Genomic DNA, 14,924 nt, shown 5'->3' on the forward strand with positions numbered 1-14,924 from the left:
AAGCGATTGCCAGAAAGATCCATTATTGACCCGTACTTCAGACATTCTTTCTGAAGCGTTGAAATTAACTCTCAAGAGGATCAACTATGGAACTCAACGGTAAAGTCGCGCTCATCACCGGTGCTTCAAGCGGAATTGGTGCCTCCACGGCCAAAAAGTTAGCGGAACAGGGCGTCAGGGTGGGTCTCGCTGCCCGCCGTCTGGATCGTCTTCAGGCGCTGGTGTCTGAAATTGAGGCTGCTGGCGGGGAAGCCATGGCGCTGGCCATGGATGTCACTGACCCGGCCTCAGTTAATAAAGGGGTGGAGGCACTGCACAAACGCTATGGCCATATTGATATCGCCTTTAATAACGCCGGGCTGATGCCGATTTCGGATATCGCCAGCCTCCGGGTTGACGAGTGGCATCGAATGGTAGATGTAAACGTAAAGGGCCTGTTTAACACGGTCGCGGCCGTATTGCCGATTATGCAGTCACAACGCTCGGGTCATATCATCAATACCTCGTCGATCGCCGGGCGTAAAACGTTTCCCGGACTGGGCGTATACTGCGCGACGAAGCACGCGGTTGCCGCCTTCTCGGATATTTTGCGTATGGAGCTGGCCCCTCAGTTCAACATTCGCGTCACCTCGCTTCAGCCGGGTGCCGTTGAAAGTGAATTATTCGAGCATATCAGTGACGAAAATTATCGTGCACAGATGGAACAGCTGAAGGAGAAGATGACGTTCCTGAAAGCCGATGATATCGCCGACTCGATTCTTTACGTATTGCAGGCACCGGAACATGTGGACGTGGCAGAGCTGTTTATTATGCCGACCGAACAGCCGTGGTAAGAGGGTGAAGCGGGTCAGGCTGGTGCCTGACCCGCTACGTTAGTTTGCAGAGGCCGTAGGTCTGATGGTGATTTCGGTGGTATCGACACTCTCAGGCGCCTCGATGATGTGGCGCACGGCGCGAGCGATATCAGCCGGTTTGAGAGCAATAGCCCGGTACGCATCCATCACCGCCATGGTTTCTTCGTGCGTGATGGTCGAGGCCAGTTCGCTTTCCACTACCCCAGGGTTGACGCAGGACACACGGATGTTCGAACTTTCCTGACGTAAACCATCGGAAATGGCCCGTACCGCAAATTTGGTCGCGCAATAGACGGCGGCCGTGGGCACGACGGACAAGGCACCAATCGAGCCTATATTGACGATCTGCCCCGAGCCCTGGGCTTCCATAATCGGCAAAACAGCACCAATACCCCACAGTACGCCCTTGATATTTACGTCAATGGTGCGCTCCCATTCATCCTGCTTGCCAGCCGAAAGGGGAGAGAGAGGCATAATGCCCGCGTTGTTAATAAGTACGTCAATGCGGCCCCACTTATCCCGTGCTGCCTGAACGAAGGCGGCCATCGACTGGCGGCTGGTAACGTCTAATACCTGAGCCTCTGCCTCCCCACCTGCGCTGCGGATTTCATCAGCCAGAGCGTGGATGCGATCCAGCCTGCGTGCACCCACGAACACTTTTGCGCCTGCCTTGCCGAGCTCTCTGGCGATACCTTCTCCGATACCGCTGGAGGCGCCGGTAATTAAGATGACTTTGTTCATGTTTTACTCCTTCAGTTGAGTTCACTGCAATCATAGATACAGACCATTGTTTCTTGTATCCTGCCTTTACTGGACTCACTGGTTAGCAATGTTAAACAATGAAAATCGATCTTAATTTGTTACCGCTTTTTCTGGCGGTCGCCGAAGAACGCAGCTTCAGCGCTGCCGCCGGGCGCCTGGGCATAACCCGTTCCGCTGTCAGCCAGGGAATAAGACGTCTCGAAGATGGGTTTCAGACCCTGCTGGTGATGCGCACCACGCGCTCGGTAAGGCTCACCGAAGCGGGTGAACGGTTGCATAAATCGTTGCTGGGGCCCATCGCCAACATTGAGGCGGCCTTTGACGACATCACCTCGGACAGCATACCGCGCGGACAGCTCAGGATCGCTGTCACCTCAATTGCGGAAGCGTTTCTTTCGGGCCCACTGCTCGCCTCGTTTACGGCCGCGCATCCTGCGGTATCGCTTGATGTTTTCGTGTCAGATGAGGAATTCGATATCGTGGCAGCGGGCTATGATGCCGGGGTGAGGCTGGGCGAAGTTATCGAAAAAGACATGATCGCTATTCCCCTTACGGGCCAGCAGCGTGAACGGGTGGTGGCTTCACCTTCCTATCTGGCGACACACAGCGCACCGACGCACCCCCGTGAACTGGTCGCTCATCGGTGTATCGGCTGGCGCCCTTCCCCGGACGTTGCCCCCTATCGCTGGGAGTTTGAGGAAGCAGGCGTCCCTTTCGATGTGGCAATTGAACCACAAATCACCACTAACGATCTGCGTCTTATGCTCAGCCTCGCGCTGGCCGGCGGTGGTATAACCTTTGCCACGGAGGACACCTTCACACCGTACATTGAATCAGGACAGCTGGTTTCCTTACTGGATGCGTTTCTTCCATCTTTTCCTGGTTTTTATCTCTATTTTCCCCAGCGCCACAATATGGCCCCCAAGCTCAGAGCCCTGATCGAGCACATCCGCCAGTGGCGACAGCTCCCCGCCACGCAGCCTACACTGCGTTAAATGGTTCCAACCCTGAATGCAGATTTTCCTCAATCTACTGCGTCCCTTTGATGAGCATCAACGACAGCACGTCATTACCATGGAAAATGACAACGGACACGATGGGCAGGACTTCACACAAGGATGGAACCTTAAAAATGTACAGACCAATAGTTGTTATCCTCTTTATTCTTTTGACATTAGCCGCCCTCGTGGAAATCGGCATAATTTCTTTAGGCTAATACCGATAGCCTCTGAAAGGCCTCGCTTGCGGCCTTTTATTTATTAAACATGAGAAGAAAATACGTAATTTTTTTGAGTAGCAGAAATTAACCCGCCCGTAAAAATATATTTTATAAATGAGAGAGTTTTAAATATATCATACACCAGATATTTTACCCTAACTTAAACTACAATTAAGCAGCAATTAAACCTAACCAAAATTAGATATTTATCGCATATTATAATTATTACTATCGCCCCACCAGCACCGTTTTAAGGGTTGCACCTTTTACGCCAAAACCCTTTATCCACGCGCCCTCATAGCTAACGAAATATATTCACGCTATCAATTAACCCCCCTGCAATAGCCGCGTTGGGTTTACGAACACTTAATTTGCGTATTCAGACATTTATAGCTATATCATTTTTATAACGAAATAATTTAATACCTGCACAAATAATAAGGCTTATAAATCGCAAACATATAAATAGACAACTATTTCCTGTGTAAATAATTAGCTTTGCCCTGAGGTTGCCACTTTTAATCCTGGCGGGCATCGGTCGCGCTAAAGAAAGTAACGGTAAATCCTGTTTATTAAACAGTATTTTCGCCGGGAGCGCGTTCATCCCTTCAGAAACGATGGCTTTGTTTGACACGCCGTAACCAATCACTCTGCTGGAGTAATAACTGTATGAGCCAAATATCTGTTATATCTAAATTAACTGGCGTGGAAACGACCACGGAAGGGACACAGATAACACTCGATCACTCCTCAATCGTTAAGCTTAACGTGGATCGAGCCAACATCGCAGATTACTCCCGCAGCGGAAACGATCTGGTGATTACCCTCAATTCGGGCGAAGTGATTACCCTCAAGAATTTCTACGTCACTGATGCGCAGGGCGTAAGCCAGCTGGTGCTTGAAGAGAGTGACGGAGCGCTGTGGTGGATTGAAGATCCAACCGGTGCCGCGACCTATGAATCCATCGCCTCCACCGATGCATTACTGGCGGCGTCAGGGAGTGATGCCGGCGGCGCCGCTGCGTGGCCCTGGGTGCTGGGTGGCCTGGCCGCCGCAGGTGGGATTGCTATTGCGGCGGGAACCGGCGGGGGAGGTGGCGGAGATGACGATAACAACAACCCGAATCCCGGTAATCCGGGAAATCCTTCCGAACCTGATACTACGCCTCCGAATGCTCCCACTAATCTTCAGGTCTCACCTGACGGCAAAACCGTAACAGGTACGGCTGAACCGGGCAGCACGATTACCCTTAAAGATGCCGATGGCAACACCATTGGAACGGGCAAGGTCGGCAGCGACGGCAAATTTACTATCGATCTCGGTACGCCGCTGACCAACGGGGAGCAGATCACCGCCACGGCCACCGACCCGTCCGGCAATACCAGCCAGGGTGGTCAGGTCACAGCACCGGATCTCACCGCGCCGGATGCACCTGCCAATCTGGAGGTTTCGCCTGACGGCAAAACCGTCTCCGGTACGGCTGAGCCGGGCAGCACCGTGACACTGAAAGATGCCGATGGCAACACCATCGGAACGGGCAAGGCTGGCAGCGACGGGAAATTTACTATCGATCTCGGCACGCCGCTCACCAACGGGGAGCAGATCACCGCCACCGCCACCGATCCGTCCGGCAATACCAGCCCGGGCGTTCAGGTCACGGCACCGGATTCAACCGCGCCGGCTGCCCCCGAGATTGTCACCGTCAATGATAACGTGGGCACCGAAGCGGGCCCGCTGAGCAACGGACAACGCACGGACGATGCACGCCCGACGTTCAGTGGCATCAGTGAAGCTGGCACCGTTATTACCTTCTATGACAACGGCAAGCCGATCGGCACCGCCACGGCCGATGCTACCGGGAAATGGAGCTTTACCCCGTCGACCAACCTGTCTGAAGGAAACCACGCCATTACCACCACCGCGACCGATGCGGCAGGCAATACCAGCCCGGCGTCCACGGCGGTGACCTTCGTGGTGGATACGGTCGCACCAGGTGCCCCGGCCATCACCGGCATGACCGACGACGTTGCGCCCAATACCGGCGTGCTCGGAAGCGGAAGCACCACTAACGATCCGCGCCCGCAGCTCACCGGCACGGCGGAAGCGGGCTCTACGGTCACCATCTATGATAACGGCATTGCCATTGGCACAGCGGTTGTAGGCAGCAACGGAAGCTGGAGCTTTACGCCGTCGGTTAACCTGAGCGAAGGCAGCCACCAGCTTACCGTACGCGCCACCGACATCGCCGGTAACACCGGTCCGGCCTCGCCGGCCTTTACCGTAACGGTGGATGTCACCACCCCGCCGGTGCCGACAGGATTTATCGTTAACGATGACACCGGAGGGCTGAAAGGCACGATTACCGCCGGGCAGTTTACCGACGAGTCGCAGCCCCGCCTGACGGGCCGAGGAGAACCAGGCAGCACGATTACGGTTTACGATAACGGCGTTGCGATTGGCAGCACAACGGTTCTGCCGAACGGTACCTGGAGCATCACGCCGACAACGCCGCTGGCAGAGGGTGCACATTCGATTACCCTGCGCGAAACCGATGCGGCAGGCAACCAGAGCGGCCTGTCTCAGCCGATCAACTTTACCGTCGATCTTACGCCGCCAGACATGCCGGAGGCGACGCTCAATTCGACAGGCACGCAAATCACCGGTACTGCCGACAGCAACGGCAACTACGTCGCCAACCTGAACCCTGCACAAGTGAACGGCGAGATCATCTCCGTGGTCGCCTCCGATGCTGCAGGCAACCAGAGTTCACCGGCGCTGGTTAACGCAGCGGACATCACCGCGCCTGCCACACCGGGTAACCTGGTGGTGGCGGAAGACGGGGCAAGCGTCAGCGGAACCGCCGAGCCAAACAGCACGATTATTATTAAAGCGCCGGACGGTACGATCATCGGCCAGGCCACCGCCGGTCCGGACGGCACCTTTACCATCCCGATTTCGCCAGCCCAGACCAACGGCGAAGCCCTTGAAGTGACGGCCACCGACGGCAGCGGCAACACCAGTCCGTCCGGCTTTGCCGACGCGCCAGACAGCACGCCACCGCTGGCACCGGAAAACGTGGTTATCTCTGCCGACGGCACCACGGTAACCGGTACAGCCGAGCCGGGCAGCACCGTCACCATTCGTGAAAATGGCGTTAAGGTCGGGGAAGCGGTCGCCGACGATCAGGGTAATTTCAGCGTTGATCTGATCCCGCCGAAAGCCAACGGCGAAGCCCTGACCGCAGATGCCACCGATACCGCCGGAAACACCGGCCCGACCGCGCCGTTTGACGCGCCGGACATCACCGCGGCACAAACCCCGGTCATCACAGGCGTGGAGGATGATGCGCTCGACGTCACCGGTCCTGTCAGCCAGAACGGTCTCACCAACGACAAAACCCCGACCATCAACGGAACGGGCGAGCCCGGCACAACGATCACCCTCTACAGCGGCACCACTGAAATCGGCACCGCAGTGGTTGGGCCTGACGGCCAGTGGTCCATCACGCTGGAAACGGATCTTCCCGACGGCGGGCACGTGCTGACGGCGACGGCGGTTGACGCCAACAATAACCTCAGCGGGACATCGAACACCTGGAGCATCACGGTGGATACCGCCGCGCCGGGCGCTCCAGCCATTACGCAGGTCATTGATGACGTACCGGGCCGCACGGGGCCGCTCGACAACAACCAAATCACCAACGACACGCTCCCGACGCTGAACGGTACCGGCGAGCCGGGCTCCACCGTGACGATCCGCCTGGACGGACAGGATATTGGTACTGCCATTGTGAATAACGGTGGCGCATGGACCTTCACGCCCACTACCGCATTAGGGAACGGGCAGCATACGTTCACCGTCGTCGCGAGCGATGCGGCCGGCAACACCAGCGCATCATCACCCGGCTTTACCTTTACCGTCGATACCACTCCGCCACCGGCGGCCACCCTTGACACCGTCTCCGATAACATCGGCACTGTGCAGGTTCCGCTTAACAGCGGGGATACTACCGATGACACGCTGCCGCAGCTGCAGGGAACCGCACCGGAAGGCACCACCATCACTATCTATGACGGGACCACCCTGCTCGGCACGGCCGTGCTTGACGGTAGCGGCGGCTGGAGCTTTACGCCAACCACGCCGCTGACGGACGGCCCGCATTCGCTGACGGTCCACGCGACGGATGAGGCGGGTAATACCACCATCTCGCCACCGTTTGAGCTGGCGATCGACACGACCGCGCCTGCAACGCCGGATATTCCTGAGATCACCGTGAACCCGGACGGCGCCACACCGGGGACGGCTCTGAATCCTGGGGAGACCACCCGCGATACCACACCAACCCTGAGCGGCTCGGGCACGCCGGGAGATACCGTAAACATTTACGATGGCGCAACCAAAATAGGTGAAGCCGAGATCGATGGCGACGGTAACTGGAGCTGGACACCGGAAGATCCGCTCCCTGACGGCACCTACGATCTCTCCCTGACGGTGACCAATCAGGACAGCGCCGGGAACGAAAGCGCACCGTCCACGCCAGTGACCATTACCATTGATACCGACGCGCCGGGCCAGCCGGGGATCCCGACGGTGACAGACAGCGTAAGCCAGATCACCGGGCCAGTGGACAACGGCGGAACCACCAACGATCCGCGCCCGGTACTGAGCGGCACCGGTACGCCGAATGACGTCATTACCATCTATGACCAGGTGGGTACAGGCGAGCCGCAGGCCGTGGGCAGCGTCACGGTGGACGGTAGCGGTAACTGGAGCTGGCGTCCTGAGAGCAACATTGGCGAAGGGACGCACCAATACACGGCGACCGCCACCGATGAAGCCGGCAATGAATCTCTGCCATCAACTGGTATCACGATAACGGTCGACACCCTCGCCCCGGATACCCCGCTCATCGGTTCCATTGGCGGCGCTCAGAATGGAGGCTCAACCAACGATAACACACCTGTCATTGGCGGAGGCGGCACGACCGGCGAAACGGTGATTATCTACAACAACGGCGTGGAAGTGGATCGCGTTGAAATCGCCAATGGCGAGTGGTCATACACCCTGCCAACACAAACCGATGGTCCGCTGAATATCACCGTCGCCGCGGTGGACGACGCGGGTAACCTGAGCCCGGTCAGCCCGGTCTTTAGCGTGACGGTCGATACGCAGGCACCGACCGTGCCGCAAATTGACGCCGTCTCTGACAGCCAACTGACTAACAGCGTGCTTTACACCCGCGACGGTTCCCCAACCCTCACCGGGATTGGCGAGCCGGGTTCGAGCGTAACCGTTTCTGTTGATGGCACGCCGTCTCCGGTGGTCGTGGTGGTTCAGCCGAACGGGACATGGTCCTGGACAGCCGACCCCGCGCTTGCGGAAGGGCCGCATACCTTCTCGGTTGCCGCAAGTGACGCGGCGGGGAATACCTCCGCCAGCTCCGGCGATCTCAGCGTGACGGTGGATACGCTGCTTCCTGCAACGCCAACCAATATCACCATTGCCGCAGAGGGCACGCCGCTGACCGGTACGGCAGATGACGGAACCACGGTGACGGTGCGTGACGCCGGCGGCAATATCATCGGGACCGGGGTCGCGACGGGAGGCACCTTCTCCATCGCCCTCTCCCCGGCCCAACTGGATCCCGCGACGCTGACGCTGTTCGCCACGGACGCCGCAGGTAATGCAAGCCCGACAACCACCTTTGACGTACCGGACTCCCCGCTTATTCTGCCAGCGGTGCCGGTGATTACGGCAATCAACGATGATGCCGATCCCGTCACTGGCGATGTGAAAGATAAAACCACCAATGACACCACGCCTACCCTTACCGGCACCGCCGATCCGGGTAGCGTCATCACCATTTATCTGGATGGGGCGCTGGTTCCGCTGACCGAAATTGTTGCGGATACAGACGGCAACTGGAGCTACACGCCGCTGCTGCCGCTCGCGGAAGGCCCACACACCTTCGCCGTCACCGCCACGAATACCGGCACCGGCGCGACCAGCGGGCAGTCGCCGATCGCGACCGTCACCGTCGACCTCACCGATCCGACCGCACCAGCCATCGGTGCGGTGACCGATGACGTAGGCCCGGTCATCGGCCCAATCGCTGACGGGCAGAGCACCAACGACAACCGTCCTACCCTGACCGGAACAGGCACGGCCGGGGACACCATTACGGTGTACGATGACGGCGACCCGCTGGGCACCGTTGTTGTCGGTCCGACCGGCACCTGGAGCTACACGCCGCCTGCGCTGGACGACGGCAGCCATACCCTGACCGTGACCGCCACCGACCCGGCAGGCAATGAGAGCGCCCCGTCGGCCGGGATCACCATCGTTGTCGACACCGTCTCTACCACGCCGGTGATTACCAGCGTGACGGATAACGCAGGCAATGCGGCAACGCCTGTCCCAAGCGGTGATCCAACCAACGACACTACGCCAACCCTGACCGGTAGCGCCGAGCCGAACAGCGTCGTCGCCATTTTTGATGGCGCTACGCAAATTGGTACGGTGGCAGCAGACGGCACCGGTGCCTGGACATTTACTCCTGAAACCGCCCTCGGCGAAGGGACGCATGACTTTACTGTCAGAGCGACGGATCCACAGGGCAACGTCAGCCAGCCGTCCAACGCCTGGAGCGTCGAAATCGATCTGACTGCGCCACAGGTGCCGACGATCGTTACGGTCAGCGACAACGCCCCGGGAGGCGCAACCGGCCCGCTTACCGCCGGGCAGGTGACCAATGACACCACGCCAACCCTCAGCGGCACCGGCCAGGCGGGTACCATCATTCACGTGCTGAATAACGGCGTGGAGATTGGCACCACCACGGTCGACGGCAGCGGCAACTGGACCTTTACGCCGGATCCGGTACTAACGGACGGGACGTATAACCTGCGCGTGAACGCCAGCGATGATGTCGGAAACGTCTCCGCCAACTCGCCAGTGTTCGCCTTTACGGTGGATACCGCCGGGCCTGCGGCCCCGGTGGTTACCACGGTAATAGACGATGTCAGCCCGGGAACGGGAACCCTCGCCAGCGACGGCTCCACGAACGACACCCGTCCAACCTTCAACGGTACGGGGGAAGTGGGCGCAACGGTACACGTTATTGTCGATGATGTGGAAATCGGCACGGCGGTCGTCAACGCCCAGGGTAACTGGACCTTCACGCCGACCACTGAACTGGGCGAAGGGCCGCACGTTATTACCTTCAACGCCACCGATGCCGCAGGCAATACCGGGGTCACCTCACCACCGTTCAACCTGACGGTGGATACCTCGGTGCCCGAGGCACCGGTCTTTACCCCGGCCACTGACGATGCTGGTACCGTGCTGGGCCCGGTCGCCTCGGGACAAAGCACAGATGACACCACGCCAACACTGAACGGCACCGCGGCGGCCAACGCGACCATCACCATTTATGAAAGTGGCCGTGAAGTGGGTACCGCCGTGGCGGACGCAAACGGCGTATGGAGCTTTACCACCGGTACGCTGGCAAACGGCAGCCACACCTGGACCGCCACGGTAACCGATGCCGCGGGCAACGTCAGCCCTGCCTCACCAGGCTTTACGCTGGTGGTAGATACGGCTGCGCCTGTCGCGCCGGTTATCACCCAGGCGATTGACGACGTTGGCACCATCACCGGGGCAATAGGTTCCGGCCAGACCACCAACGATCCTCTCCCGCGTCTGGTGGGGACCAGCGAGCCGCTGGCCACCGTGAATATTTATGAGGGCACCACGCTGGTGGGCACCGGTACTGCCGATGCCGATGGCAACTGGACCGTGGATATCACCGTGCCGCTGGGCACCGGGTCACACACCTTTACCGCAGAAGCAACGGATCAGGCAGGGAACACCGGCGCGCCGTCCGCCGACTTCAGCCTGACCATTGACACCACGCCGCCAGCGCTACCGGTGCTGACCAGCATCACCGACGACGTCGGTAACGCTGCGACGCCTGTCGCCAACGGCGGGTTAACCAACGATGCACGTCCAACGCTCACCGGTACGGCAGAAGCTGGCGCGACGGTAACCATCTATGACAATGGGGTACAGATTGGCACTGCGGTCGCCACCGGCGGCGCGTGGAGCTTTACGCCGTCCACCCCGCTGGCTGACGGGCCGCATAATCTGACCTTCTCCGCCACCGACGCCGTGGGCAACGCCAGCGCGCAGACCGGGGGTTACACCATCAATGTGGATGCCACCGCCCCTGTCGCACCGGCAATCACCTCGATTGAGGATGATGTGGGGACCGTCACCGGACCTGTTACTGGCACCAACCCAACCAACGACACCCGTCCGACCTTAAACGGTACGGCAGAAGCCAATGCCACCGTAAGTATTTACGACGGCACGACGCTGGTGGGGACCGTCACTGCCGATGCCAACGGCAACTGGACGCTGCCGCAAACCAGCACCACGCTGACGGAAGGCGCGCATAACTTCACCGCAACCGCCACCGATGCCGCGGGCAATACCAGCGTGGCTTCACCGATTATCACGATTAACGTTGACCTGACGCCGCCACCAGCCCCAACCGGGCTGGCGGTGATCACCAACGGGACGCAGGTCACCGGTACAGCGGAAGCGGGAAGCACCGTCACCATCACCAGCAGCACCGGAACCGTGCTTGGAACGGCCGTCGCGGACGGTAGCGGAAGCTTCAGCGCCACCATCACCCCTCCACAGACCGCCGGTGAATCCCTGATCGTCTTTGCTACCGATAAGGCCGGTAACGCGGGTATCACCACCTCCGTGATTGCCCCGATCACCACAATCCCGAACGCGCCTGTTATCGCCAATATTGACGATAACGTTGGCACGGTGACGGGCAACCTGACCAACGGGAATACCACCGATGACACCACGCCAACCCTGAGCGGCACGGCACAGCCGAACACGACCATCACCCTCTATAACAACGGGGTGCTGATGGGCACGGTCACCGCGAATGCCAGCGGCAACTGGAGCTTCACCACGCCGGTGCTGAGTGAAGGCCCGCATGCCTTCACCGCCACGGCGAGCAACGGCTCGGGCACCAGCCCGATTTCCACGTCGACCACCGTCATTGTCGATCTCACTGCGCCAACGGCTCCAACCGGGACCTTCAACGCAGACGGCAGCGTATTGACCGGTAGCGCTGAAGCGGGCAGCACCGTCACCATCCGCCTGGCGGATAATTCAACGGTCACCGCCACGGCGGACAGCAACGGTTCCTGGAGCTACACCTTCCTCAATAAACAGACGGAAGGTCAGACGCTGCAAATCACCGCCACCGATGCGGCAGGCAACGTTTCGCTGCCCGGCTCAGCCCTTGCGCCGGTGGTGCCGCTCTCTGCCAGCACCAACGCTGAAGAACTGGCGCTCACGACCACCGCCACGGTGACCAATTCGCAGTACAGCGACTATGGTTTCCTGCTGGTAGGCGCCTTAGGTAACGTGCTGACGCTGCTCGGCAACGACACCGCGCAGGTAGGTTTCACCGTCGGCAACGGCGGCAGTGCGGATATTGCCGTGAACGCCAACGCCACGGGTGCCGTTCTTTCCCTGCTCAATACCCTTGAGCTGGTAGTACAGCGCTTCGACGCCGCCAACAACACCTGGACTACCGTGGTCGATACCGGACAGCCGCAGTTCGCTGACCTGTTGACCCTCGGCGCGACGGGGGTGTCGCTGAACCTGAACGGGCTGGCGAATGGTCAGTATCGCGTCCTGAGCTACAACACTAACCTGCTGGCAACCGGCTCTTACACCAGCCTCGATGTGGCGGTGAAAGAGACCAGCGCAGGCACCGTGTCCGGCGAGACCAGCGTTGTCGGGAACGTCATCACTGACGTGGATCCAACCGCAGGCAGCGACAACGCCCCGGCGGGCACCACCGTCACTACGGTCACCAACGCCCAGGGCACCACCACCAGCGTTACGGCTGACGGCACGGTGATTCAGGGGCAATACGGCACGCTGACCATCAACCTGGACGGCAGCTATACCTATAACCTGACCAACACCAGCGCCGCCGTCATTGGCCGCACGGAGAACTTTACCTACACCATCACCCATAACGGCACCAGCGCCTCGGCAAATCTGGTTCTGTCGCTGGGCGAAGGCACTACCAGCAGCGGGATCGTGGCCGTGGACGATACCGCCTCGCTGACCTTCGACACCACCGTGGAGGCGATCAACAACGGCACCTCGTCGCAGGGCGGCTTTACCCTGGTGGGGATCAACCTTGGCAATACCCTGGGGCTGAACCTGCTGGACGATCTGGCCAACCCGATCATTTATAACGTGGAAGAAGGCACCACCCGCACCATGACCGTTCAGGCGTCCGTGGGCGGCGTCGCGCTGGCCTCGGTGTTCGACCTCTACATCTATAAGTTCAACAATGCGACGCAGACCTTCGAGCAGATGCGCGTTGAACCCGGCTGGCTGCGCGCGCCGCTGCTGGGCGGCACCTCCCCGCAGCTGACGTTGAACCTGCCCGCTGGCGAGTACCTGTTCCTGCTCAATACGGCGGCGGGGATCACCGCGCTGACGGCCTACACGCTGAACGTCTTGCAGGATCATGTCTACAGCGTGGCAAGCGTGAGCGAGAGCACGACCGGGGATGTGCTGGCGGATGATATTGCGCCAGCAGGTACCGTGGTCTCCGACGTTAACGGCGTGGCGGTGAACAGCAGCGGCCTGACGGAGATCACCGGCGAGTACGGTACGCTGCGGATCAACGCAGCCGGGGAGTACACTTACACCCTGGACAGCGGAGTCGGCGCTGACAGCATCAGCACCCCAGATACCTTCGTCTACACCATCACCGCGCCGAACGGCTCGAAAGACACGGCATCGCTGAACATCACCCCGACCGCGCAGCCAATGGACGCGGTGAACGATGTCAGCACGGTGATGGACGTGAACTCGGTGCACCGCACCGCCGCATACTCGGATACCACCGTCGGGTCGGCGAGCTGGAACGCCGCGCTGCTTGCCTCAACCCAGGGCAGCGGAAGCGGGACCTTCGTGGTGGATCCTAATACTGCACTGCATAACGTGGTTCTGTCGTTTAACGTCGCCTCGCTGCTGACCCTTACCGGGTTAACGGTCGACTGGACGCTGACCAACGGCACCACCACCCTCAGATCCGGCTCATTTAACGGCGGGCTGCTGCTGGGCGGCAGGGCGACGATCAACCTGACGGGCCTCGATCTGGAAGCGGGAACCTATACGCTGAACTATACCGGCAGAATGGGACCGCTGGGGGTGGGAAATATCACCGTTACCCCAAGCGTCACCGGGACCAGCTACTCCCTGTCGCAGTTTGACGCCACGGGCACCCACACCGTTGACGGCAATATCTTCGACGGCACCGGCTCCGCGGGCGCGATGGACCAGCTGCACTCGGTCGATACCCGTCTCAGCATTACCGGCTACGACGGCGTAACCACCACGCTGGATCCTTACACCGGCAGCACGCAGGTAAACATCACGGGTCACTACGGCACGCTGGCGATTGCCGCAGACGGCAGTTACACCTACACACTCAACCCGGGGATATCGTTCTCTACCATCACCAGTAAGGAGGTCTTTAACTACACCCTGACCGACGCCAACGGCACCCGGGATACCGCCTCGCTGACCATCAATATGGCACCGAAATTTGTCAGTTCGGAACATAACGATGTGATTAGCGGCACGGCCTACGGCGACACGCTGATTTATCAGGTGTTGAACACTACGGCGGGTAACGCCACCGCAGGTAACAGCACGGGCGACCACTGGACGAACTTCTCCCTCACGCAGGGAGACAAGATCGACATTGGCGATCTGCTGGTGGGCTGGAACGGTAGCGCGTCGACGCTGGGGAACTATGTCTCTGTTTCACAAAGCGGTAACAATACTGTGATCTCCATCGACCGTGACGGCACGGGAGCCGCCTACACTAAATCTACGCTCGTTACGCTGGACAACGTTCAGACCACCTACGACGAGCTTGTAAACCAGCAACACATCATTACCTGATAGCACCTGCAAGAAATGACCCGGGCGCGCACAGCGCCCGGGCATAAACAATAAAGCAG

Annotated in this window: 4 protein-coding genes; 3 read left to right on the top strand and 1 reads right to left on the bottom strand. The window is 59.6% G+C overall.

Going from position 1 to position 14,924, the window contains the following annotated elements; genetic code table 11:
- The first annotated feature begins 86 nt into the window (after positions 1–86).
- Positions 87–833 (top strand): SDR family oxidoreductase, encoded by a 747-nt coding sequence (locus HWQ15_RS02670; RefSeq protein ID WP_022649104.1) that lies wholly within the window; start codon positions 87–89, stop codon positions 831–833.
- Positions 834–872: 39 nt separating this feature from the next.
- Here HWQ15_RS02670 and HWQ15_RS02675 read toward each other — a convergent pair whose 3' ends face one another.
- Complete coding sequence (locus tag HWQ15_RS02675; RefSeq protein ID WP_063148624.1) at positions 873–1,595, bottom strand: SDR family oxidoreductase; 723 nt, start codon at positions 1,593–1,595, stop codon at positions 873–875.
- A 98-nt stretch (positions 1,596–1,693) separates the two neighbouring features.
- Between HWQ15_RS02675 and HWQ15_RS02680 the strand changes: the two genes are divergently transcribed.
- Positions 1,694–2,611 carry a LysR family transcriptional regulator gene (locus HWQ15_RS02680; protein WP_063148625.1) on the top strand — a complete coding sequence of 306 codons (918 nt, stop codon included), beginning with the start codon at positions 1,694–1,696 and terminating at the stop codon, positions 2,609–2,611.
- An 893-nt stretch (positions 2,612–3,504) separates the two neighbouring features.
- The gene (locus HWQ15_RS02685; RefSeq protein WP_063945644.1) at positions 3,505–14,865 is read left to right on the top strand and encodes a BapA/Bap/LapF family large adhesin; all 11,361 of its coding nucleotides are present in this window, start codon (positions 3,505–3,507) and stop codon (positions 14,863–14,865) included.
- The last annotated feature ends 59 nt before the right edge of the window (positions 14,866–14,924 follow it).

This window comes from Enterobacter sp. DSM 30060 (assembly GCF_013375955.1).
GTDB lineage: Bacteria > Pseudomonadota > Gammaproteobacteria > Enterobacterales > Enterobacteriaceae > Enterobacter > Enterobacter intestinihominis.